18 protein-coding genes and 5 tRNA genes are annotated in these 23,219 nt (G+C 73.0%); 16 read left to right on the top strand and 7 right to left on the bottom strand.

Translation table 11 applies throughout. The features are described 5' to 3' along the window. Window positions 1-114: 114 nt before the first annotated feature. A complete protein-coding gene (locus tag OO54_RS30885) occupies window positions 115-879 on the top strand; it encodes a DsbA family protein (protein WP_033208945.1) in 765 nt (254 codons plus the stop codon). Beyond that, complete coding sequence (locus tag OO54_RS30880) at window positions 876-1,718, top strand: cytochrome c biogenesis CcdA family protein (protein ID WP_033208943.1); 843 nt, start codon at window positions 876-878, stop codon at window positions 1,716-1,718. Before OO54_RS30885 ends, OO54_RS30880 begins: the two co-directional genes overlap by 4 nt. A 124-nt stretch (window positions 1,719-1,842) precedes the next feature. Here OO54_RS30880 and OO54_RS30875 read toward each other — a convergent pair. From OO54_RS30875 to OO54_RS30865, 3 genes are all read right to left on the bottom strand, one after another. Further along, window positions 1,843-1,916: transfer RNA gene (locus OO54_RS30875), tRNA-Phe, on the bottom strand. A 22-nt stretch (window positions 1,917-1,938) separates the two neighbouring features. Further along, window positions 1,939-2,012, bottom strand: a tRNA-Asp gene (locus OO54_RS30870). A 39-nt stretch (window positions 2,013-2,051) separates the two neighbouring features. Continuing rightward, window positions 2,052-2,124 (bottom strand) — tRNA-Glu (locus tag OO54_RS30865). 104 nt (window positions 2,125-2,228) lie between these two features. Between OO54_RS30865 and OO54_RS30860 the strand changes: the two genes are divergently transcribed. The 5 genes from OO54_RS30860 (at window position 2,229) to OO54_RS30840 (ending at window position 9,397) form a co-directional block, all read left to right on the top strand. Then, complete coding sequence (locus OO54_RS30860) at window positions 2,229-2,579, top strand: metallopeptidase family protein (RefSeq protein WP_033208941.1); 351 nt, start codon at window positions 2,229-2,231, stop codon at window positions 2,577-2,579. A gap of 177 nt (window positions 2,580-2,756) precedes the next feature. Then, entirely contained in the window at window positions 2,757-3,335 is a 579-nt protein-coding gene (locus OO54_RS30855; RefSeq protein ID WP_157856537.1) for a hypothetical protein, read from the top strand. A gap of 197 nt (window positions 3,336-3,532) precedes the next feature. Further along, on the top strand, window positions 3,533-5,872 hold the full coding sequence (locus tag OO54_RS30850; RefSeq protein ID WP_033208937.1) for a DEAD/DEAH box helicase: 2,340 nt from the start codon (window positions 3,533-3,535) through the stop codon (window positions 5,870-5,872). 190 nt (window positions 5,873-6,062) lie between these two features. Continuing rightward, window positions 6,063-9,164, top strand: coding sequence for a FlgD immunoglobulin-like domain containing protein (locus tag OO54_RS42590; protein ID WP_157856536.1), 3,102 nt, complete (start codon window positions 6,063-6,065; stop codon window positions 9,162-9,164). Window positions 9,165-9,324: 160 nt separating this feature from the next. Continuing rightward, window positions 9,325-9,397, top strand: a tRNA-Lys gene (locus OO54_RS30840). Window positions 9,398-9,487: 90 nt separating this feature from the next. Here the strand turns inward: OO54_RS30840 and OO54_RS46865 are convergent. The 3 genes from OO54_RS46865 to OO54_RS30825 all read right to left on the bottom strand — a co-directional run bounded on the left by OO54_RS46865 (window position 9,488) and on the right by OO54_RS30825 (window position 13,991). Then, entirely contained in the window at window positions 9,488-11,521 is a 2,034-nt protein-coding gene (locus OO54_RS46865) for a glycoside hydrolase domain-containing protein (RefSeq protein WP_051787308.1), read from the bottom strand. A gap of 98 nt (window positions 11,522-11,619) precedes the next feature. Next, entirely contained in the window at window positions 11,620-12,939 is a 1,320-nt protein-coding gene (locus OO54_RS42580; protein WP_051787306.1) for a C40 family peptidase, read from the bottom strand. A gap of 461 nt (window positions 12,940-13,400) precedes the next feature. Then, window positions 13,401-13,991 carry a dihydrofolate reductase family protein gene (locus OO54_RS30825; RefSeq protein WP_033208936.1) on the bottom strand — a complete coding sequence of 197 codons (591 nt, stop codon included), beginning with the start codon at window positions 13,989-13,991 and terminating at the stop codon, window positions 13,401-13,403. A 191-nt stretch (window positions 13,992-14,182) separates the two neighbouring features. Here OO54_RS30825 and OO54_RS30820 point away from each other — a divergent pair, with 191 nt between their 5' ends. After that, the gene (locus tag OO54_RS30820) at window positions 14,183-15,676 is read left to right on the top strand and encodes a diacylglycerol/lipid kinase family protein (RefSeq protein WP_234439333.1); all 1,494 of its coding nucleotides are present in this window, start codon (window positions 14,183-14,185) and stop codon (window positions 15,674-15,676) included. Beyond that, on the top strand, window positions 15,673-16,257 hold the full coding sequence (locus OO54_RS30815; RefSeq protein WP_033208934.1) for a phosphatase PAP2 family protein: 585 nt from the start codon (window positions 15,673-15,675) through the stop codon (window positions 16,255-16,257). The genes OO54_RS30820 and OO54_RS30815 overlap by 4 nt, the downstream gene beginning before the upstream one ends. A gap of 87 nt (window positions 16,258-16,344) precedes the next feature. Here the strand turns inward: OO54_RS30815 and OO54_RS30810 are convergent, their stop codons facing one another. Beyond that, on the bottom strand, window positions 16,345-17,316 hold the full coding sequence (locus OO54_RS30810; protein WP_078905422.1) for a sigma-70 family RNA polymerase sigma factor: 972 nt from the start codon (window positions 17,314-17,316) through the stop codon (window positions 16,345-16,347). Between the two features lie 185 nt (window positions 17,317-17,501). Between OO54_RS30810 and OO54_RS30805 the strand changes: the two genes are divergently transcribed. From OO54_RS30805 to OO54_RS30775, 7 genes are all read left to right on the top strand, one after another. Then, window positions 17,502-17,996 (top strand): rhodanese-like domain-containing protein, encoded by a 495-nt coding sequence (locus tag OO54_RS30805; RefSeq protein WP_234439332.1) that lies wholly within the window; start codon window positions 17,502-17,504, stop codon window positions 17,994-17,996. Between the two features lie 53 nt (window positions 17,997-18,049). Beyond that, window positions 18,050-18,123 (top strand) — tRNA-Met (locus OO54_RS30800). A gap of 113 nt (window positions 18,124-18,236) precedes the next feature. Then, a complete protein-coding gene (locus tag OO54_RS30795; RefSeq protein WP_033208930.1) occupies window positions 18,237-18,977 on the top strand; it encodes a MerR family transcriptional regulator in 741 nt (246 codons plus the stop codon). Between the two features lie 87 nt (window positions 18,978-19,064). Next, window positions 19,065-19,442: a hypothetical protein gene (locus OO54_RS30790; RefSeq protein WP_157856535.1), complete on the top strand. Its 378-nt coding sequence runs from the start codon at window positions 19,065-19,067 to the stop codon at window positions 19,440-19,442. A 64-nt stretch (window positions 19,443-19,506) separates the two neighbouring features. After that, a complete protein-coding gene (locus OO54_RS30785) occupies window positions 19,507-20,529 on the top strand; it encodes a PLP-dependent cysteine synthase family protein (protein ID WP_051787304.1) in 1,023 nt (340 codons plus the stop codon). Beyond that, window positions 20,526-21,752: an MFS transporter gene (locus OO54_RS30780; RefSeq protein WP_033208927.1), complete on the top strand. Its 1,227-nt coding sequence runs from the start codon at window positions 20,526-20,528 to the stop codon at window positions 21,750-21,752. The genes OO54_RS30785 and OO54_RS30780 overlap by 4 nt, the downstream gene beginning before the upstream one ends. 177 nt (window positions 21,753-21,929) lie before the next feature. Continuing rightward, window positions 21,930-23,156, top strand: a complete 1,227-nt coding sequence (locus OO54_RS30775) for a PP2C family protein-serine/threonine phosphatase (protein WP_033208925.1) — start codon at window positions 21,930-21,932, stop codon at window positions 23,154-23,156. Window positions 23,157-23,219: the final 63 nt, after the last annotated feature.

Genomic DNA, 23,219 nt, shown 5'->3' with positions numbered 1-23,219 from the left:
GGGCCGTCGCCGATCCGTCACCGTCCGCGTCCACCCGTGCCGGGTTCACCTCGTTCCCTCCCGATGTGGGGCCGTATGCGGGGTGACGGCGGGGGCCGTATCTATCGTGATCGCATGTCCAACCCCACGTCCAAGCCCTCGTCCCCGTCCGCCTCCAGGTCCAGGCCGGTCCTGATCGTGTCCGCGGTGGCGGCCGCCGCCGTGCTGCTCGGCGTCGTCTCCTACACCGCGACCAAGCCCTCGTCGCCCGGCGCCGCCGGCTCCTCGTCCGTCGCCGACGTCTCCGCCGACCCGTCCGCGGGCGTCTACCCCCACCTGGAGGCGTACGCCCGCCGCGACGCCGCCGACAAGCTCGCCCTGGGCCGGGCCGACGCGCCCGTCGTGCTCGTCGAGTACGCCGACTTCAAGTGCGGCTACTGCGGGAAGTTCGCCCGGGACACCGAGCCCGTCCTGGTGCGGAAGTACGTCGAGAACGGCACCCTGCGCATCGAGTGGCGGAACTTCCCGATCTTCGGCGAGGAATCGGAGGCCGTCGCCCGCGCCTCCTGGGCGGCCGGGCAGCAGGGCAGGTTCTGGGAGTTCCACAAGGCCGCCTACGCCGACGGCGCCAAGGAGAAGGGCTTCGGCAAGGACCGGCTCGCCGCCCTCGCCCAGGAGGCCGGCGTCCCCGACGCGGCCCGGTTCGCGAAGGACACCGAGAGCCAGGCCGCCCGGGAGGCCGTACGGAAGGACCAGGAACAGGGGTACGAGCTCGGCGCCACCTCCACCCCGTCGTCCCTGGTCAACGGTCGGCCGATCGCCGGCGCCCAGCCCCTGGAGACCTTCACGGAGGCCATCGAGGCCGCCGCGAAGGCGGCCCCGAGGAAGGCCGGCCGGTGACGTCCGGCATCGGATACCTCGCCGCGTTCCTCGGCGGCCTGCTCGCCCTCCTCAGCCCCTGCAGCGCCCTGCTCCTGCCCGCCTTCTTCGCGTACTCCATCGACACGCGCGCGAAGCTGGTGGCCAGGACCGGCATCCTCTACGCGGGCCTGGCGACCACCCTCGTCCCGCTCGGCGCGGCCGGCTCCCTCGCGGGCCGGTTCTTCTACGGCCACCGGGACCTCCTCGTCGCCGCCGGCGGCTGGCTGATCATCGGGCTCGGCGTCCTCCAGGTCCTCGGCCTCGGCTTCACCTCGCGCCGCGCCGCCGAGGCGAGCGGCCGCATCCGGCCCACCTCCGCGCTCTCCGTCTACGCCCTCGGCCTGGTCTACGGCCTCGCGGGCTTCTGCGCCGGCCCGATCCTCGGCAGCGTCCTGACGGTGGCGGCGCTCAGCGGCAGCCCGGCCTACGGCGGACTGCTCCTCGCGGTGTACGCGCTGGGCATGGCTGTCCCCCTGTTCGTCCTGGCGCTGCTCTGGGAGCGGTACGACCTGGGCCGGCGCGGCTGGCTGCGCGGCCGTCCGATCCGCCTCGGCCGCCTCCAGGTCCACTCCACCTCGCTGCTCTCGGGCCTCTTCTTCATCGCCCTCGGCACGCTCTTCCTCGCCTTCGACGGGACGACGGCGCTGCCGGGCCTCCTCACCGTCGACGAGTCCTTCGCCCTGGAAGCCCGAGTCGCCTCCCTGGGCCGCACCATCCCGGACTGGGCCCTGCTCACGGCCGTCGTGGCCGTCGTCGCCCTCGCGCTCACGGTGCGGGGCAGGCGGGCGAACCGGACGCGGGAACCCGAGGAGACGTGACGGATACGGGGGAGGGGCGCCTGCCCTTTCCCCGTACGGGTGCTTCCGGGGCGCGGCCGGTGCCGTTCGCGGGTCCCGGGGAAACGCAGAAGGCCCCGTTCTTTCGAACGGGGCCTTCTCCTTGTGGCTGGGGCCGGGGTCGAACCGGCGACCTATCGCTTTTCAGGCGATCGCTCGTACCAACTGAGCTACCCAGCCGAGAGACTGTTTCCAGTCTCCGCGAACCTGACGGGACTTGAACCCGCGACCTCCACCTTGACAGGGTGGCGAGCTAACCAACTGCTCCACAGGTCCTGGCTATGTGCGAGCACTAGTCTCGCACACGGTAATGCGTACCCCCAACGGGATTCGAACCCGTGCTACCGCCTTGAAAGGGCGGCGTCCTGGGCCACTAGACGATGAGGGCTAAGGGCCCACCTGCGCGCTTCTCAGCGCGTCGGGGACGTCTGAAGCATATGGGATGGCGGGCGCTATCGCCAAAACGGTTTCCCCGAGGGGGAGAATGGGCGGGTGCTGGAGATGACGCGCGAGGAGTTCGAGGAGCTTGTCGCCGAGGCCCTGGACCGGATTCCGCCGGAGCTGACGCGGCTGATGGACAACGTCGCCGTGTTCGTGGAGGACGAGCCCGCCCCGGACGATCCGGAGCTGCTCGGTCTGTACGAGGGGACGCCGCTGACCGAGCGGGGCGAGTGGTACGCGGGGGTGCTGCCGGACCGGATCACGATCTACCGGGGGCCGACGCTGCGGATGTGCGAGTCGCGCGAGGACGTGGTCGCGGAGACCGAGATCACCGTGGTGCACGAGATCGCCCACCACTTCGGCATCGACGACGAGCGGCTGCACGCACTGGGCTACGGCTGAGCCGGCCCGGCGGCATCCGGGCGTGTCCCATGTGGCGCAAAGGGAGTTGGGCAGGGTGACGCGTTCCGTTCCTGCCCGATGTGTCCTGGAGGTGCCCCTGTGCGCCATTTGCCCACCCCGGTGAGATGGGCCGCCACCGCGCTGGCCGTCGCGGCCTGCGCCGGTCTCAGTGGCTGTATGAGTGTCGGTGACGAAGGGGCGAAGCCGGCACCCGGCGCGTCCGGGGGGAAGCAGGGCGTGACGGCCGACTCCGGCGGCGGTGACGGGGGCGCGGCCGGCGGCGGCACCTGGAACGGCCGGCCGGGCAGGGGGACCGGGCCCCAGGCGGCCGGGGCGGGCACGGAGTCCCCGGTGCCGAGCGGTTCGCCCTCGATCACGGCGAAGCCCTCCGCGGGCGCGGTGCTGCCGGTCGAGGGCCCGGGCGGCCCCGACGGTTCGCCGAAGCCGCAGCCGACGGGCGGCCAGCAGGGTCCGGGCGGCGCGGCCGGCGGCGGGAACGGTGACAACGGGAACGGCGGCGCGAACGGCGGCGGACCCGGCGGCGGGCCCACGCCGACGCAGGAGCCGTCCGAGCCGACCCCGGAGCCGACGCCCGAGCCGACGGACCCGACGCCCGAGCCGACCCCGGAACCGACCTCGAACCCCACCGATCCGCCGCCGTCCGGCACCGGCACCCAGCTGGGCGCGATGCGGGCGGCGGACGGGCCGGGGGCGCCCTCGGAGCCGTCGGCGTCGCCGCAGGTCGGACCAGTGTGACGTAGTCCGATTTGCCATAGGTGGGGGAGAGTCCGTATGGTGGTAGATCGCTTGATCCTATTGCCCGGCGCCGACACAGAAGAGCGCCGCGTGGCGCGTACTCTCCCTAGCCGTGGCTGACCGCATTGAGGCGGTCGTTTGCGAAATCACGGAGTTGACGGGCGCGTGCCGAGACTCCGGAAGGTTTCGCATTTCGCATGTCCATTTTCAGTTCTGACCACGCCGTCATGCCCGAGAACGACGAGATCGTCGAGGCCGTAGAGGCCACCGAGATCGCCGAGCTCGAGGCCGACATCACCGTCGACGAGGTCCTCGACGCCGACTCCGACGTCTTCGACGAGGAGTCCGAGGAGTCCACGGACTCCGACGAGCCCACCATCACCTTCGGCGACCTCGGTCTGCCCGAGGGCGTCGTGCGCAAGCTCGCCCAGAACGGCGTCACCACCCCCTTCCCGATCCAGGCCGCGACCATCCCGGACGCCCTGGCCGGCAAGGACATCCTCGGCCGCGGCCGCACCGGCTCCGGCAAGACCCTCTCCTTCGGTCTGCCGCTGCTCGCCACCCTGGCCGGCGGTCACACCGACAAGAAGAAGCCCCGCGGCGTCATCCTCACCCCGACCCGTGAGCTCGCGATGCAGGTCGCGGACGCCCTCCAGCCGTACGGCGACGTGCTCGGCCTCAAGATGAAGGTCGTCTGCGGCGGTACGTCCATGGGCAACCAGATCTACGCCCTGGAGCGCGGCGTCGACATCCTCGTCGCCACCCCGGGCCGTCTCCGCGACATCATCAACCGCGGCGCCTGCTCCCTCGAGAACGTCCAGATCGCCGTCCTCGACGAGGCCGACCAGATGGCCGACCTGGGCTTCCTGCCCGAGGTCACCGAGCTGCTCGACCAGGTCCCGGTCGGCGGCCAGCGCCTCCTCTTCTCCGCCACCCTGGAGAACGAGATCGACAGCCTGGTCAAGCGCTACCTGGTGGACCCGATCACGCACGAGGTCGACCCGTCCGCCGGTGCCGTCACCACCATGACCCACCACGTCCTCGTCGTGAAGCCGAAGGACAAGGCGCCGGTCACCGCCGCGATCGCCGCCCGCAAGGGCCGCACGATCATCTTCGTCCGCACCCAGCTCGGTGCCGACCGCATCGCCGAACAGCTGCGCGACTCCGGTGTGAAGGCCGACGCCCTGCACGGCGGCATGACCCAGGGCGCCCGTACGCGCACCCTGGCCGACTTCAAGGACGGCTACGTCAACGCGCTCGTCGCGACCGACGTCGCCGCCCGAGGCATCCACGTCGACGGCATCGACCTGGTCCTGAACGTGGACCCGGCCGGCGACCACAAGGACTACCTGCACCGCTCGGGCCGTACCGCCCGCGCCGGCCGCTCCGGTGTCGTGGTCTCCCTGGCCCTGCCGCACCAGCGCCGCCAGATCTTCCGCCTGATGGAGGACGCGGGCGTCGACGCCACGCGCCACATCGTCGGCGGCGCCGGCGCGTTCGACCCGGAGGTCGCCGAGATCACCGGCGCCCGTTCGCTGACCGAGGTCCAGGCCGACTCCGCGAACAACTCGGCCAAGCAGGCCGAGCGCGAGGTCGTCGACCTGACCAAGCAGCTGGAGCGCCTCCAGCGCCGTGCCGTCGAGCTCCGCGAGGAGGCCGACCGCCTGGTGGCCCGCGCCGCCCGCGAGCGCGGCGAGGACCCCGAGGCCGCCGTCGCCGAGGTGACCGAGGCCGCCGAGGCCGAGGTGGCCGCCGCGGCCGTCGAGGCCGAGCGCGCCGCCCGCGTCGAGGAGCAGCGCCGCGAGGAGCGCCCGGCCCGCGACGAGCGCGGCAACTACGAGCGCCGCGACCGCGGTGGCGACCGTGGCGGCTTCCGTCGCGACGACCGTCCGTCCGGTGGCTTCAACCGTGACGACCGTGGTGGCGACCGTGGTGGCTTCCGTCGCGACGACCGTCCGTCCGGTGGCTTCCGTCGCGACAACGACCGTCCGTCCGGTGGCTTCCGCCGTGACGACCGTCCGTCCGGTGGCTTCAACCGTGACGACCGTGGTGGCGACCGTGGCGGCTTCCGCCGTGACGACCGTCCGTCCGGTGGCTTCCGCCGTGACGACCGTCCCTCGGGTGGCTTCAACCGTGACGACCGTGGTGGCGACCGTGGCGGCTTCCGTCGCGACAACGACCGTCCGTCCGGTGGCTTCCGCCGTGACGACCGTCCCTCGGGTGGCTTCAACCGTGACGACCGTGGTGGCGACCGTGGTGGCTTCCGCCGTGACGACCGTCCGTCCGGTGGCTTCAACCGTGACGACCGCGGCGGCCGCCCCTTCGAGCGCCGCGACAACGACCGCCCCACCGGCGGCCACCGCGGCAGCGACCGTCCCTTCAACCGCGACCGTCGTGACGACCGTCCCTCCGGCGGCTTCCGCTCCGGTGGCGGCGACCGTCCCTTCGGCCGTCGCGACGACCACCGCGGCACCGGCTCGACCGGCGGCTCCTTCGGCCGTCGCGACGACAAGCCCCGCTGGAAGCGCAACGGCTGACCTGCCGTGAACCGCTGAACGAGCCTCAGGGCCCGCCCCGCACTTCGGTGCCGGGGCGGGCCCTGAGTCGTACGGGGGCGCGACGGGATACGCTCAAGCGGTCGACGGGTGGGGAGTGCCGGCCAGGGGGGCCGACGGAGACTTCCGCCCGATCTCGGAACATCAGGTTGCCCCGGGGAGGGACCTCTCTTTGTCTCGTTTCGCACGCGCGCGGCGTCCCCGCGCGCGTATCGCCGTCCTGGCCACCACGATGCTCGCGTCGGGTGTCGTGCTGTCGCCCGTCATCACGGCGCAGGCGTCGCCGATCGTGGGGATCGACCAGCTGGACGTCGCGCCGAACTGGCGGGACGTGCCACGGCAGGAGACCGTCACGGCGGTCGGGCCGACGGGCTACGTGCACGAGACCGAGGGGGCCGGCGGGCAGCTGGAGTGGACGGACTTCGCCGACCCCGCGAAGAGCGTTCCGCTGGGGTACGACAAGGGGTTCCTGCCGTTCGCGGAGTCCGGCACGGGCGGGCGGTGGCTCTACGTCCAGCGGGGCATCGGCAGCCACTACCTCCGCGACCTGACGACCGGCACCGAGCGGACGCTCGACATGCCGCGCGACGCGGGCTACCGGGGGCTGCTCGGGGACACGCTGCTCTTCCAGCAGTACGCGTCGGCCGAGGACCTCTCCACGACGACCGGGTACTACCTGCGAAGCGCCGGGGACCCGGCGGCGGCCCCGGTCCCGGTGACCGGCTGGCCCGCGGACGCGGACCTGCACCACGCGCGGCTCGCGGCCGGTGACGCCTCCGTCGCCGTGATCCGCTTCGGCCGTACGGGCGCCACGCAGCCGTACGACTACACCGACCTGGGCGTCGTCGACCTGAGCACCGGGCAGCTGACCGTGCTGGACGCCCCCACCCCGACCGGGAGCGTGCTCGTCGCGCCGGTGGCCGTCGGCCCCGACCGGATCGCCTGGGTGGACAGGAACCGCACGGTGCACGTGCGGCAGCGCTCCGCCCTCGCCGGGCCCGAGCAGACCCGCGTACTCCCCGAGGGCCTGGGCACCGACCGCATCGGCCTGGTCGGCGACTGGATCCTCGCGGTCGGCGACGCCTCCGGCACGGACGCCGCCCTGAACCGGCCGCTCGTCGCCCTCCACCCCGACGGCCGGAGCCAGACCCTGCTGGGGAAGGCCGAGGCCGAACTCACCCAGATCACGGGCGGGGGCGCGGCCGTCGTCGGCGGCACGTCGTCCTCCGACTGGTCCCTCTTCAAGGCCGTCCCGGCGAAGGACGGCGGCGCGCCGGTCCTGGAGAAGCTGCGCCGTCTCGAGCCGCTGCCGGCCGAGGTGAGGTCGCTGGCCCTCGGCGCGGGCCGGCTCTCCACCCTGGAGCTGAACACCCCTCAGGGCAGCGGCTTCTACGGCCGGACGCCGCTTCCGGTCGGGCCGGTGCACACCGGTCATCCGCAGCCGGTGTGGGCGGGCGCGGAGACGAGGGAACTGGACGGCAGCACGCCGCTGTTCGACAGCGGGGACGGCCGTACGGTCTATTTGGCCCGTGACGCCTCCCGGGCGCTGGAGGTCACCGCCCGCACCTCCGCCGGTCAGGTGAGCCGGGTGTACACCGGCGAGACGAACGGACGGATCACCGACGTCTTCGGCCGCCGCGCGGTCTTCCAGGGCAGCAGCCGGACGCTCGTCGTGGACCTCGACGCGCAGAGCGTCGTCCGCGAGACGCCGTCCGCGCCGGCGGCCCTCTGGGGGGACACCCTGTACGCGGGTTCGGCCGCGGCGGGCGAGGTGGCGCGGACCGACCTGGCCACCGGCAAGGACCTCGGCAAGGTCACGACCGGTGCGGCGTGCGTCCCGACGGAGCTTCAGGCGTCCGCCGGCCGCTGGCTGTACTGGGGATGCGGGTCGGCCCAGCAGGGCGTGGTCGACCTCAAGACGAACACGAAGCTGCAGCTGACCACGGGAGCGGCCGGCGGCGCCCTGCTGGGCGACGGCTACGTCGTCGACCGGGACGCCGGCGAGTACCTCCGGCTCACCGACCTGACCAAGGTCACCAACGGCAAGCCGGCGGTGCGCAGGCTCGTCGACTCCGCTCCCGTGCGCGGCGCCCGCCGCGAGTCCTGGACCGTGGACCGCTTCGGCGGGGCCGTCGCGTACAAGGACGCCGAGAACCTCGTCCACGTCGTGTGGCCCGGTGTCCCCACCTCCGACCTCACCGCCGCCTCGGCGAACGTGCCGGCGACCATGCGGGCGCAGGACGGCTGGAAGGTGTCCTGGGCGCTGTCCAAGCCCTCGTCGTACTGGCAGCTGACGCTGCGCGACCTGTCCGGGAACCCGGTCCGCGTCTACGGGGGCGGCGAGACCCGGAGCCGTATCGACGTCACCTGGGACGGGAAGACGGCGGCGGGGAAGCCCGTCGCGAACGCCCGGTACACCTGGCACCTGCAGGCGAACACGGCGGACGGGCAGGGCAGCGACCTGTCCCTGACCGGCACGGTCACGGTCTCCGGCGGCCAGCCGGCCTGGCGTGACATGGCCGGGAACGACGGCCAGGGCGACCTGCTCGCGATGGACACGGCCGGCCTGGTGTCGATGTACCGCGGCGACGCGTACGGCGGGCTGTCCGCGCGCATGACCGGGACGGGCACGAAGTTCCCCGCCACTTCCGTCCTCGTGCCGTTCGGCGACGTGAACGCCGACGGCTGCGCGGACGTCCTCGCCCGGGTCGGCGACCAGCTGCGGGCGTACCGGCCCGGCTGCGGGAAGGTCGTGTCGGCCTCCTCGCCGTACACGCTGCTCGGCTCGGGCTGGGGGCAGTACGACATCCTGACGTCCCCCGGCGACGCGAACGGCGACGGCTTCACCGACCTGATCGCCCGCCAGACGACGACCGGCGACATGTACTTCTACGCCGGCACGGCCGACCACCGGATGAAGCCCCGGGTCCGGACCGGCACCAACTGGAAGCTGTACAAGAAGGTCATCGGGGCCGGCGACCTCAACCGCGACGGACGGGGCGACCTGCTCGGCATCGACGCCTCCGGCGTCCTGTGGCGTTACTACGCCACGGCGACCGGTGGTTTCAGCCCCCGCGTCAAGGCGGGCACCGGCTGGGGCGTCTACACCGCGGTGGTGGGCACCGGTGACATCTCCGGCGACGGCTGCGCCGACCTCACCGCCCGCGACACGGCCGGCCGGCTCTACGGTTACGACGGCACCTGCGGCGGCTCCTACGGCCCCCGCATGCTCATCGGCACCGGCGGCTGGAACACCTACAAGGGCCTCTTCTGACGCCCACCCGTCCGGCCCGCTGCCCGTACGCCCCCGTCGCCCCGGCCGCCACGGCCGGGGCCCGGCGGGCGGCCGGGCCGACGCACGGCGCGGCCGGTGTCGGATACCCGATCGGTTCCGGGGATCTCTCGGGCTATGCTGCTCGGGTGTGCTTGTCCACGGGCCGTTAGCTCAATTGGCAGAGCAGTGGACTTTTAATCCATTGGTTGTGGGTTCGAGTCCCACACGGCCTACCGAGCGCAGGCGAGGGGAGACCCTCTGACCTGCCGCGGAGCGCCCCGACCGGTTTCGACTGGTCGGGGCGCTCCGTCGTTTCGGGTGTCTCAGTCGAAGGAGAGGCGGCCCTGGCCGGGGTTGCCGAGGAAGTTGGCCCAGCCCTGGCTGACAGTCTTGCTGGTGCCGAAGCCGTCGCCGGCGCCGAGGTTGGGGCGGATGGCGATGTCGCCGTCGGTGGAGTGGACGAGCATGTCGGCGTTGCCGTCGCCGGTGGCGTCGGCGAAGTAGAGGCGGCCCTTGCCGGTGCCGCCGAGGAAGTTGGCCCAGCCCTGGCTGACGGTCTTGCTGGTGCCGAAGCCGTCGCCCGCGCCGAGGTTGGGGCGGATGGCGATGTCGCCGTCGGTGGAGTGGACGATCATGTCGGCGTTGCCGTCGCCGTTGGCGTCGGCGAAGGAGAGGCGGCCCTGTCCGGCGTTGCCGAGGAAGTTGGCCCAGCCCTGGCTGACGACGCTGCCGCCGTCGAAGTAGTCGCCGTTGTTGTGGTTGAGGCGGATGGCGACGTCGCCGTCGGGCGAGTGGACGATCATGTCGGCGTCGCCGTCGTCGTTGGCGTCGGCGAAGTACAGACGGCCTTTGCCGGCGCCGCCGAGGAAGTTGGCCCAGCCCTGGCTGACGACGGTGCTGCTGCCGAAGCCCTTGCCGGCGCCGAGGTTGCGGCGGATGGCGATGTCGCCGTCGGTGGAGTGGACGACGAGGTCCTTCAGCCGGTCGCCGTCGGTGTCGGCGAAGTAGAGGCGGCCCTGTCCGGGGTTGCCGAGGAAGTTGGCCCAGCCCTGGCTGACGACGCTGCCGCCGTCGAAGCCGTCGCCGGCGCCGATGTTGTTCCGTATCGCCAGGTCGCCGGCGGTGTTCAGGACCGCCATGTCGGCGTTCGCGTCACCGTTGAGGGAGGCCTTGCTCGTGGTGGGGCCGGAGCCGACCGAGACGTCGAGGTAGTCGCGGTCGATCTGCAGCGTCTGGCCGCCCCAGGTCTCCGTCTCGTTCCCGGCGTACTGGTGGACCCGCTGGTGGTCGGCCCACAGGTGGGCGGGGATGACCTCGTCCTCGGTGTTCGCGACGCCGTTCCAGCGGGCGTTGAAGATCACGTCCGGCCGGGGGTATCCACTGCTCGTCTGGGCCAGGTCGGCCGTGCCGGAGAGGGAGCTGGCGTAGACGCCGGACTTGTAGCCCAGTTCGTGCAGTCGCTTGGTCCAGGCGGCGAGGAAGGCCAGGACGTCGGAGCGGTGGCCCTCGGCGTAGTGCTCCATGTCGTAGTAGACGAGGCTGCCCCTGCCGAAGCCGAGCGCCGCCATGTCGTTCACGGCGTCCTCCGCGGACGCGGTGCCCTGGGAGGTGGGCGAGGTGAGGTCGGGGGCCTGGACACCGACGTAGAGCGGGATGAACTTCCAGCCCGCGCTCGCCTGCTGGGCGACCCAGGAGGGGGTGAGGTTCGGCTGGGCGCAGCCGCGCTCGGAGCCGCCCACGTAGATGCCGACGGCACCGTAGGGGGAGGAGTTCTTCCACGCCTGCATGAGGGTGGGGCTGGGCGCGGTGCAGGCGTCGAAGCCCTTGCCCGTGTAGTTGACGGCGGACACCGGCAGCGTCGCGACCGAGGCGGACGCCTGCGCGGTCATGGCCACGGGGCGGGGCTGGGTGGGCAGGCCCGCGTCGGCGAGGATGCCGGTCACGGTGGCGGGGTCGGTGGCGTAGGTCGCGGTGACGGTGAGGGTGTCCGCCGCGACGCGCACCTCCCGGTCCATGGGGGCCTGCTCGGCCCCCTGCCGGTCCGCGCTCGTGCGGACGGGCTCGGCGAGCAGGGCGTCGGTCTTGCCGGTGATCCCGCTGGGGCACTTCTGGTTCGCGCCGGGGGTCCCGAGGTAGAGGACGTGGCGGTCGAAGCGTACGCAGGCGGTGGGATCGGCGGTCAGGTCGACGACGGCCCAGTCGGAGGGGATGTGGAAGGTGTGCCCCTGGTAGGTGACGGCGCGGGACGCGGTCTCCGCGGTGCCGGCCGCGGAGGCCTGGGGGGCCGCGGTGACGGCGAGGGCGCCGAGGGTGGTGAGGGCGGCGAGGAGGCCGGTTCGTATGCCCCGTGACGACATGGCTGTGTTCCTTCGGATCGTGGGATGACGGACAGGTGCGGTCGCCCTCCGCCCCGGCGACGCCGTGCGGGACGTCGCCGGGGCGGAGGGTGCCCGGATCATGCACCAGCATGTCGGCGTTGCCGTCGCCGTTGGCGTCGGCGAAGTACAGACGGCCCTTGCCGGCGCCGCCGAGGAAGTTGGCCCAGCCCTGGCTGACGGTCTTGCTGGTGCCGAAGCCGTCGCCCGCGCTCAGGTTGAGGCGGATGCACCAGCATGTCGGCGTTGCCGTCGCCGTTGGCGTCGGCGAAGTACAGACGGCCCTTGCCGGCGCCGCCGAGGAAGTTGGCCCAGCCCTGGCTGACGACCTTGCTGGTGCCGAAGCCGTCCCCGGCACCGAGGTTGAGACGGATGGCGACGTCGCCGTCGGTCGAGTGGACGACGAGGTCCTTCAGCCCGTCGCCGTTGACGTCGGCGAAGTAGAGGCGGCCCTGTCCGGGGTTGCCGAGGAAGTTGGCCCACCCCTGGCTGACGGTCTGGCTGGTGCCGAAGCCGTCGCCGGCGCCGATGTTGTTCCGTATCGCCAGGTCGCCGTCGGTGCTCAGGACCGCCATGTCGGCGTTCGCGTCACCGTTCAGGGAGGGGGTGGTGTTGACGCGCCGCTCGATGACCTTGTCGTAGCGGTAGGGGTGGAAGCCGTTGTCCGTCAGGTAGGAGCGGGACAGCGTGGTCTGCCGGGCGTTGGTGCCGGGACGGGCCTCTTCCATGATGACCGCGGTGGTGTGCGAGCTGTCCGTCCACCCCTTGAAGAGGACGACGTGCTGGTCCTCCTTGTCGATCATGTCGCCGGGGAGGAGGTCGTCGAGGCTGCCCAGGCGGGTGGCGTAGTTGGGGAGCGTCCAGGTGGTCGCGCCCCAGTTGTTGTTCGAACCGACGCTCAGGTGCCAGGCCATCGAGACGAATCCGGAACAGTCCTGCCGGTACGTGCCGTTGGAGTCGGTGTGGTAGGCCGTCTGGCTGTACGGGACCTGCTGGTCGATCCAGCTCTGGGCGCGGGCGAGGATCTCGTCCCGGGTGATCTCCCCGCCGGCGGTGGAGTCGTCGGCGGCGGCCTGCGCGAGGAAGGTCCGCGCCGTGTCCGAGCCGTCGGTCTGCTTGACGAAGCCCGTGCCCGGGGCGGTCGTCGGGGCCGGTAGCCCGGCCGCCTCGGCGCCGGCGATGAGTTCCTCGGCGGTGGCCGTGGTCGGGTCGGCGACGGTCGGGGTGAACGTGGTGCTCGTACCGACGGGCGTGGCCGCCTTCTTCCCCGTCGAGGCCTTCGTGGTCGCCTTCTGCGGCGAGGCGTAAGCCGCCGCGTCGACGGTCAGCGACAGCCCCGTGGCGGTGAGGGCGGCGAGGGCGAGGGCAAGGGCACGAGACGGAACACGCTTCGAGTTCATGACAAATCTCCTGAAAAAGGCATGGATGGGCCGAGGCGGTGACCAAGGAAGGTGAGAACAGAGCCGAGTGCGGACGCGGCGGAGCCGTGCGACGAGCGGTGCCGTCAGCTCATGCGGACGTGCTCCGAGCGGTCCTCAAGACGCGCCGCCCGGTGCGGCGCGAGAGCGAGGTGTCCCGGGAGGAGCCGCGGTCGGGGCTCGGCGGACCTTGTGGGTCAGTCCCGGATGAGGCTGTGCTGCGGGGTGTGACGCGCCAGGACGGGCGCTGGGCGGTCAGGTCGCCCGGGGCGTCCCCCGGCGACACCTACGATGCCGAGCGCGGGAGCCGGGGAGAAGCCCCCCAGGGGTGGCGGAACCGTCCAGCGCCGCTTTGGGCCATCGAGCCGTCCCCGCACACGGAAGCGCCCCGCACGGTCTCGACCGGGCGGGGCGCTTCGTCGTACGCGGGGGAGGGGCCGGGCTCACTCCGGGCGGCGGTAGGTGCAGACGTTGACGCCCAGGGGGCTGGTGACGGTGGAGACGAGTTCGAGGGTGCGCATGGCGCCGTCCGTGGGGAACAGCGACTTGCCGCCGCCGAGGAGCACCGGCATGACGATGAGGCGGAGTTCGTCGGCGAGGTCCTCGGCGAGGAGCGTGCGGACGAGGGACGGGCTGCCCATGACGAGGAGGTCCCCGCCGGGGGCCTGGTGGAGTTCGCGGAGGCGGGCGAGGGCCTTGTCGCCGGGGATGAGCGTGGTGTTGTTCCAGGTGAGGTCGGCCTCGCCGAGGGTCTGGGAGACGACGTACTTCGGGATCGCGTTCATGCGGTCGGCGAAGGGGTCGCCGGCCCGCGCCGGCCAGGCGCCGGCCATCGTCTGCCACGTGCGGCGGCCGAAGAGCAGCGCCTCGGCCCGCTCGGTGGCCTCGGCGAAGGCGCCGCCGACGACCTCCGGGTCGAAGAAGGGGCCGGTCCAGCCGCCGTTGGCGAATCCGCCGTCGGTGTCCTCCTTGGGGCCGCCGGGGGCCTGGACGACGCCGTCGAGGCTCATGAACTCGGTGATGACGATGCGCATGGACCCGCTCCTGTGTGTTCGTCGGTCGCTTCGCTGGGGGATACGCCGGTGAAGACGGCGGCGCCGCCCGGAAATCATCGCCCTCTCGAAGATCTTTTTCCTGCGAACGGGTCCTTCCGGGGCGCGAGGTGAGGCAGCGTGGGTGAGTCTGGACCGTGGAGCGCTGGGCGCGGAGCGTGGAGGTGGGGCCGGTGACGGCGACGGGGTACGGGGCGAAGGACCCGTTGGGTACGGCCCGGAGGCTGGCCCGGTGCGCGCTTCTCGCCGCGGCGGCGGCGGTCGTCCTGCTGCTGACGGGACTCGGCGCCGGCGGGCTGGTGATCCTGGTGATCGGGCTCGCCGGGCTCGTCGCGTCGGCCGTGGGCATCTGGTGGTTCCTCGCCCACCGCGGGCCGCTGCGGGTCCTCGGCGCGCTGCTGGCCGTCGGCGCGCCCGTCGCGACCCTGACCCTCTACATCGTCGGGGGCCTGTGGCTGACCGCGCTGCTCGCCCTCGGACTGTGGGCGGTGGCGCTGCTCTGCGCGCGGGCGGCCCTGCGCCGCCCCACGGAGCCGCGCGGACCCGTCACGCCGACGGACCGGGCGCGCGGCGAGCGGCGGCCGAGACCCCGCCGGCCGGTCCTGATCATGAACCCGAAGTCCGGGGGCGGGAAGGTCGGCCGCTTCGCCCTGGTCGAGCGCGCGGAGAAGCTGGGCGCCCGGGTGATCCTGATCGACCCGTCCGTCGAGACCGATGTCGCCGCGCTCGCCCGGGAGGCCGTCGCCGACGGCGCCGACCTGCTCGGGGTGGCCGGCGGCGACGGCACCCAGGCCCTGGTCGCCGCGGTGGCCGCCGAGCACGACCTGCCGTTCCTCGTCGTCTCGGCCGGCACCCGTAACCACTTCGCCCTCGACCTGGGCCTCGACCGCGACGACCCGTCGAACTGCCTGGCCGCCCTCGTCGACGGCGAGGAGCTCCGGGTCGACCTGGGCTCGGTCTCCGGCCGGCCGTTCGTGAACACCGTCTCCTTCGGCGTGTACGCGGACGTCGTCCAGCGCCCCGAGTACCGCGACGCGAAGGCGGGCACCGCGCTGGACGCCCTGCCCGATCTGCTCCAGGGCGGTCAGGGCCCCGGCCTCGACGCGACCGCCGACGGCAGCCGGCTGCTCGCGCAGCAGGCGATCCTCGTCAGCAACAACCCGTACGCGGCCCCCGACCCCTTCGGTGCCGCCGCCGCCCGCAGACCCCGGCTCGACGGGGGTGAACTCGGCGTCATCGGCGTCCGGGTGACGAGCGCCGCGGAGGCCGCCGGTCTGGCGGTCTGGGGCACCCAGGCGACCGGCCTGAACGTCCTGACCGCCGGCCGGGTCGAGGTCGTGGGCGCCTCGGGAAACCTCGGCAACGGCAACGGCAACGGCAACGGCAACGGCAACGGCAACGGGAATGGCGGCGACGCCGACGGGAAGGGGAAGGGGAACGGGAACGGCGGTGGCTACGGCGCCGGCGCCATCCCCGTGGCCGTCGACGGCGAGGCGCTCGTCCTGCCCACCCCGGTCGTCTGCACCCTCCGCCCGCGCGCCCTGCGGGTCCTGGTGCCGCGCGACCGGCCCGGGTCCGTCCCGCCCAGGCCGCCCCTCGACTGGCGGCGGATCGCCGCGCTCGCGCTCCACAGCTCATCCGGCACCACGCGAAGGAACAGCACATGACCACGACGACGAAGACCGGCCCGCTCCAGGACATCCTCCGGGACCTGCGCGCGGTCGACGGTGCCGTGTACGCCGCCGTGGCAGCGACGCCCACGCCCACGCTCGACGTGAGGCTGCGCCGGCTGTCCAGGACGGCCGACCACTCGAAGATCTCGTTCACGGTGGCGGCCGCGCTCGCCCTGGTGCCGGGCCGGCCGCGCAAGGCGGCGCTCGCCGGGGTCGGGGCGATCGCCGTGGCCTCGGCCTCGGCCAATCTGCTGGGCAAGCGGCTGGTCCGCAGGGCGAGGCCGGACCGGGAGGCCGCCCGGGTGGAGGTGGCCCGCCATGTCCGCATGCCCGACTCGGCGTCGTTCCCGTCCGGGCACACCGCGTCGGCGGTGGCCTTCGCCACCGCCGTCGGTGTGGTCCTGCCGGTCGCCGCGGCGCCCCTCGGGGTCCTCGCGGGGGCCGTGGGCTACTCCCGGGTGCACACCGGGGTCCACTACCCCGGCGACGTCGCCGCCGGGGCGGTCCTCGGCGTCGTGAGCGCGGCCGTCGCCCTGACGGTCGAGGCGTCCTGGTCGGCCGCCAGGGGGAAGTGAGCCGCCGTCACGAGACCGCGGCCGCCCGCGGGCCCCAGGCCGTCTCTTCCGGATCCTGCCGGGCTCGCGGCGTCCGAAAGGAACGGCCTACGCGGCCCGGGCCAGCTCCTCCTTCGTGAAGCCGAGGGCGGCGAGGCGTTCCAGGTCCGCGAGGACCTGGAGCCCGACGATCCGGTCTCCGGCGATGGTGAAGGACATGAGCGCGGCCGGGCGTCCCTTCACGACGGACAGGAACGCGGGCGCGCCGTTGACCACGACCGGCAGCGACGCCTGCCGGAACTTGGCGTACATGAGGGCCTGCGAGATGACGGCCTCGGCGCCCCGCACCAGCTTGGACGCGCCCGCGAGGACGCGGCCGCCGTCCGCGCGCAGCACCACGTCCGGGTCGAGGACGGCGAGGAGGCCCTCGAAGTCGCCGCCGTTCGCGGCGGCGAGGAAGGCGTCGGCGATCTCCCGCTGGCGCCGGGGGTCGGGGCCCGGGGCGGGGGTGGCGTCCTGCACCCGGCGGCGGGCGCGGCTGGCGAGCTGCCGGGTCGCGGCCGGCGTGCGGTCCACGATCCGGGCGATCTCGTCGAAGGAGACGGCGAACATGTCGTGCAGGACGAACGCGAGCCGTTCGGCCGGCGACAGCGTCTCCAGGACGACGAGGAGGGCGAGGCCGACCGTCTCGGTGAGTTCGGCGGCGTGCTCCGGGTCGGTGGTGTCCGCGACCCGGACCACCGGGTCGGGGAGGTAGTACTCCAGTGGGTCCTCGCGGCGCGAGGAGCGCGAGCGCAGCATGTCCAGACAGACGCGGCCGACGACCGTGGTCAGCCAGCCGCTGAGGTTCTCCACCGCGCTGACGTCGGCGCGGCTCAGCTTGAGCCAGGCTTCCTGGACGGCGTCCTCGGCCTCGCTGAGTGATCCCAGCATCCGGTAGGCCACTGCCCGCAGGTGGTTCCGGTCGGCCTCGAAGCGCCGGGCCAGGAGTTCCTTGTCGCCGTTCTCGGCCGGGAACTCCAGGTCGGCACGTTCCTTCTCGGCGTCCACTCGTCGATCTCCCCCTTCGCGTCCCGTCATGCCGTCATGACGGAGGAAACGCTGCCCATGTGACACGAGCCGAGGGGGTCGGGGCGGGGAGTGTCGTTCCGACACGTGAGATCCCCGCCGCCTGGCGGTGAACGCCCGGGATTCCCCGGTCTAAGCCTTCCAGCACCGTGAATCCCTCCTTCAGCTCGATGATCATCGTCCGTAGATTGATCACCATGACGACGACAGCGACGCAGGTCAACCCCGTTCTCCGGACCCCGCCGGCCTCCCCCGCGGCCGCGGCCGCGTACTTCTCCGCGAGCCTGGCGTTCCACGCCGACGTCTCGGACGTGGCCTCCGCGCTGGCGACCGCGGCCGCCGAGGGCGCCGACCCGGGCTTCGTCGTGATCGACTCGCGCTCGACGGCCTCCTGGGACCAGGGGCACGTCCCCGGCGCGGTCCACCTGCCGACCGCGCTCATCCCCGAGCAGGCCGAGCAGCTGCTCGACAGGTCGGTGCCGGTCGTCACGTACTGCTGGGGCCCCGGCTGCAACGGCGCCACCCGCGCCGCGCTGGCCCTCGCCGAGCTGGGCTTCCAGGTCAAGGAGATGCTCGGCGGCTTCGAGTACTGGGTGCGCGAGGGCTTCGCGTACGAGACCTGGGAGGGCCCCGCGGAGAAGGCCGCGGACCCCCTGACGGCGCCGGTCGACTCCGACGACTGCGGGTGCTGACGAAAACCGATTTCGTGATCGCCCCGGCCATGGCGTACAGTCGTGTTTACCGACGCGGGGTGGAGCAGCTCGGTAGCTCGCTGGGCTCATAACCCAGAGGTCGCAGGTTCAAATCCTGTCCCCGCTACTCAGTAGCAACGAAGACCCGGATCCTTCTGGATCCGGGTCTTCGTCGTATGCGCGCGTGTCGCCGAGATTCGGCTTGACCTTGCCGCAACGTCAAGATCTAGCGTTCTCGGCATGGAGTGGTCGATCCAAGAGGTCGCCAAGAAGGCCGGCACCACCAGCCGCACCCTCCGCCACTACGGGGAGCGCGGACTGCTGGAGCCGAGCCGGATCGGCGCGAACGGTTACCGGTACTACGACCAGGCGGCGCTGGTACGGCTCCAGCGCATCCTGCTGCTGCGCGAGCTGGGGCTCTCGCTGCCCGCCATCGCGGAGGTCCTCGAAGGGCAGCGGGACACGTCCGCCGCCCTGCGGACCCACCTCGCGCTCCTGGAGCAGGAGCGCGAGCGCATCGGACGCCAGATCGCGTCGGTGCGGACCACTCTCCACAAGACCGAGAAGGGAGAAGAACTCATGGCCGATGAAGTGTTCGACGGCTTCGACCACACGGTGCACGAGAAGGAGGTGACCGAGCGCTGGGGTCGCGAGGCGTACGAGAAGGGCGACCGCTGGTGGCGCTCGCTCGACGCCGGCCGGAAGAAGGCCTTCATGGACGAACAGGCCGGCATCGCCCGCGACTTCGGGCAGGCGGCCCGGGACGGCCTGGCCGCCGGCAGCGACGAGGTGCAGGACATCGCGCGGCGCCAGGTCGCCTGGCTGTCGACGACCACGACGCCGAGCAAGGAGTACGTGATCGGACTCGGCCGAATGTACGTCGACGACCCGCGCTTCACCGCGAACTACGACAAGCACGGTGAGGGCACCGCGATCCTGGTCCGCGACGCGATGGAGATCTACGCGGAGCGGAACCTTTAGTGATCGCCTGCCTGAAGTAAACGGTGGCCAAAAGCCCGCCTGCCTCTTTGCGGGCGCGCCGCACCCCACCGTAGTCTCGCGCGCACCATGAGTGACCAGCGCGTGAGCGATGTGAGCCGGCGGGCGCCCGCCGTGCTCGTGCTGCTCGCGCTCCTCGCCCTGCTCGTGAGCGTCTGCCACGGCCCCCACGGGCACGTGCTGCCGTCCGCGGGCACGGTGGCCGTCTCCGCACCCGCGCAGCCGCACGGCTGTGAGCGGTCCGGGGACGCGTGGTCCTTCGACGCCCACCTCCCCGCGCAGGCCGCGGCCTCGCAGCTCGCGGCGCCGGACGCCGGCGGAGCCGTATCCCAGTCGTACGAAGCGGACTTCCGCACCGATCCCCGCGCGCGCTGCGTCCGGGGCCGGGCGGGACCGGGGCCCGAGCCGGGCCGTCTGCTGATCGCCCTCGGAGTGGACCGGAACTGAACCGGGTCTCGCCCTCGCGTGACCAGGTTCCCTTTCGCGTACCCACCTCAAGGACGTACTTCCCATGAGCGCACCACTGACGCTGCCCGTCCAGGGGCAGACCGTCGGCAACACCCCCGTCCTGTGGACGGACGACGGCTACTGGGCCAAGCTCGAAGGCTTCAACTTCGGCGGCATCAAGGACCGGGCCGCCCTCTACATGGTCGAGGAGGCCCGCCGCCGGGGCGAGCTGCGCCCCGGCGCCCCGATCGTCGAGTCGACCTCCGGGACCCTCGGTCTCGGCCTCGCCCTCGCGGGCGTGCTCCACGGCCATCCCGTGCACGTGGTCACCGACCCCGGCCTCGAACCGATCGTCGAGCGGATGCTCGTCGCCCACGGCGCCCGGGTGCACGTCGTGCCCGAGCCGAGCCCGTGCGGCGGCTGGCAGCAGGCCCGGATGGACCGGGTCGCCGAGCTGCTGACGAGCCTGGACGGTTCCTGGTGGCCGAACCAGTACGGGAACCCCGACAACCCCGACGCGTACGCCGGGCTGGCGGCCGAGCTGTCCGGGCAGCTCGACCGGATCGACGTGCTCGTGTGCGCGGTCGGCACCGGCGGCCACTCGGCGGGGATCTCCCGGGCGCTGCGCGCCGGCGGCAGTCCCGCCCTCGAACTGGTCGGCGTGGACTCCGTGGACTCCACCGTCTTCGGCCTGCCGGCCGGGAACCGGCTGATGCGCGGCCTCGGCTCGTCGATCCATCCCGGCAACGTGGACCACGGTGCCTTCGACGAGATCCACTGGGTGGCCCCGGCCGAGGCGGTACGGGCGGCCCGCCGGCTGGCCTCGCGGCAGTTCGCGACGGGCGGCTGGAGCGTGGGCGCGGTCGCGCTGGTCGCCGGATGGCTGGCCCGGACCCGGCCGCGCGGGACCCGGATCGCGGCGGTCTTCCCCGACGGGCCGCAGCGGTACTTCGACACCGTCTTCAACGACGACTTCTGCGCGGCGCACGGCCTCCTCGACGGGCCGGTGCGCGAGGACCCCGTCGCGTACGAGGCCGGGGCGCGGGTGGACGGCTGGACCCGCAAGGTGCTGGAGCGCGTCCGGTGACCACCGCGAACACGACCGCTCCCGCCAAGGGGGGCGTCTGGCGGCAGAGCCGTACCTTCGAGCCGGCCGTACGGCTCCTCTTCCTCAACCAGCTCACCATCAACCTCGGCTTCTACATGCTGATGCCGTACCTGGCCGCGCACCTCGCGGACGGGCTCGGGATGGCCGCCTGGGCGGTCGGGCTCGTCCTCGGCGCCCGGAACCTCTCCCAGCAGGGCATGTTCCTCGTCGGCGGGGCGCTCGCCGACCGGCTCGGCTTCAAGCCGCTCATCGTGGCCGGCTGCGCGCTGCGGACGGCCGGATTCGGGGCCCTCGCCTTCGCCCAGTCGCTGCCGATGCTGATCGCCGCCTCGCTCGCGACCGGGCTCGCGGGAGCGCTGTTCAACCCTGCCGTGCGGGCCTGTCTCGCGGCGGAGGCCGGGGAGGAGCGGCGGGTCGAGGCGTTCGCGCTCTTCAACGTGTACTACCAGGCGGGCATCCTGCTGGGGCCGCTCGTCGGGGTGGCCCTGACGGGGGTGTCGTTCCGGCTGACGTGCGTGGTGGCGGCCGTGCTGTTCGCCGGCCTGACCCTCGTACAGCTCCGGCACCTTCCCGTACGGGCCTCGCACGAGCCACGGAAGGAGGGGGAGCGGGGGCAGTTCCGCACGGTCCTGTCCCACCGCACGTTCTGGTTCTTCTCGCTCGCCATGACCGGCTCGTACGTCCTGTCCTTCCAGGTCTACCTGGCGCTGCCGCTCGCGGCGGACGGCACGGGGCTCACGACGGCGCTGTTCGTCGTCTCGGCGCTGGTCGCGCTCGCCGGGCAGCTGCGGATCACGGCCTGGTGCCGGCGCCGGCTGACCCGCGAGCGGTGTCTCGTCCTCGGACTCGCCCTGATGGGCGGCGCCTTCCTGGCGCCGGCGGCGCTGGGCCGCGGCGCGGTCGCGCTGCTGCTGTGCGCGGCCGTCCTCGCCGTCGCGAACGCGGTGCTCTACCCGTACGAGATGGACACCGTCGTCGCCCTCTCCCGGGGGCGCTGGGTGGCCACCCACTACGGGCTCTACAACACCGTCTGCGGAATCGGCATCACCCTCGGCAACCTGGGCACGGGCGCCCTCCTCGACGTGACCGGCTGGTCCGCGGCCCCCTGGCTCGCCCTGTGTGCCGTGGGCCTGGTCTGCGCGGCGGCCATGGCCCTGCTGGCCAGGGGCGGACGCCTGGGGGAGGCGGCGGACGGGGGCTGAGGGCCGGCGGGCGGTCCGCGGGGTCGCGGTTCCGGGGCGGGGCCGACGCGGCCGCCGGCCGTGCGGGCCGGGGCTACGCCACTCGGCCCCGTGGGAGTCGCCGCCCGGTGCGGCGGCGGCAACGCTGAGAGGGCGCGGTGCGGACCGCGGCCGGTCGGACCGGGCAGGAGAGCACAGGTGGGGCACCCCCAGGGAGCGGCGGGCGGCGGGCGGCGGCGCGGTGGGCCGCGCCCCGCCTACGGCGGCGCCCGGCGGTTCATCCGCGCGCTGCCCCCGTTGGTCATCGTGGGCGGCGTCGTCTACGACCTGTCGACGCCACCCGCTTACACGGCGGCGCCGCTCTTCTCCGCCGCCCCGCTGATCGCCGCGCCCTTCTTCTCCCTGCTCACCACCCTGCTCACCGGGATCGCCGCTCTCCTCGCCTCCGTCGGGCTGTACGTCTACAACGGCACGGTCGACGAGATCCCGGCCCTCACCGAGACCCTGACCGTCCTCACCGTCTCCGCGCTCGCCCTCCTCGTCAACCGGGTCGTGCGCCGCAGCGGCGAGCAGCTCGCCTCGGCGCGGGTCATCGCGGAGACCGCGCAGAAGGCGGTCCTGCCGATGCCGGCCGAGCGGATCGGCGGGCTCCAGTGCGCGGCGCGGTACGAGGCGGCGCAGGCGGGCGCGTTCATCGGCGGCGACCTGTTCGCCGTCCAGGACACCCCGCACGGGGTGCGGCTCGTGGTCGGGGACGTCCGGGGCAAGGGGCTGGACGCCGTGGAGGCCGTCGCCGTCGTCATCGGTGCCTTCCGGGAGGCGGCCGAGCAGGAACGGACCCTGGAGGGCGTGGCCCAGCGCCTCGAACGGGCGCTGGCCCGGGAGGGCACCCGTCGGCACGGCCTCGACGCCTTCGAGGGGTTCACCACCGCGGTGCTCGCCGAGATCCCGCGCACCGACGGCAGCGGCACGTTCGGCGGGTTCGTACGGGTGGTGAACCGCGGGCACCCGCCCCCGCTGATGCTGTACGCGGACGGGCGCCTCGACCTGATGGAGCCGGGCGAGGCGGCGCTGCCCCTCGGTATGGGGGACCTGGCGGTGTGGCCGGACCGGGCCGAGGCGAAGCCGTATCCGCCGGGCGCGACCCTGCTCTTCTACACGGACGGCCTCTCGGAGGCGCGGAACGCGCAGGGCGTCTTCTACGACCCCGCCGAGCGGCTCGCCGGCCGGATCTTCCCGGGACCCGAGGAGCTCCTCGACGCGCTCGTGGACGACGTACGCCTCCATACGGGCGGCGGTTCGACGGACGACATGGCGCTGCTCGCGGTGAGTCGGCCGGCGGCGGGGCAGCCGGAGCGGCGCCGGACCATGCCGGTGGTGCCGCCGGGCGGAGGCGGCGACCGGAGCCCCGGTCACCGGGCGTAGTCGAGGGGTGTCGCTGCGATAACAATTGACATAACGTCAGATCGCGAGGGTTTGGGGTTCGCG

The organism is Streptomyces wedmorensis (genome assembly GCF_000716445.1).
Classification (GTDB): Bacteria; Actinomycetota; Actinomycetes; order Streptomycetales; family Streptomycetaceae; genus Streptomyces; species Streptomyces wedmorensis.
Note: the sequence above shows the minus strand (reverse complement) of the source record. Positions and strands in the feature narration are given on the sequence as shown.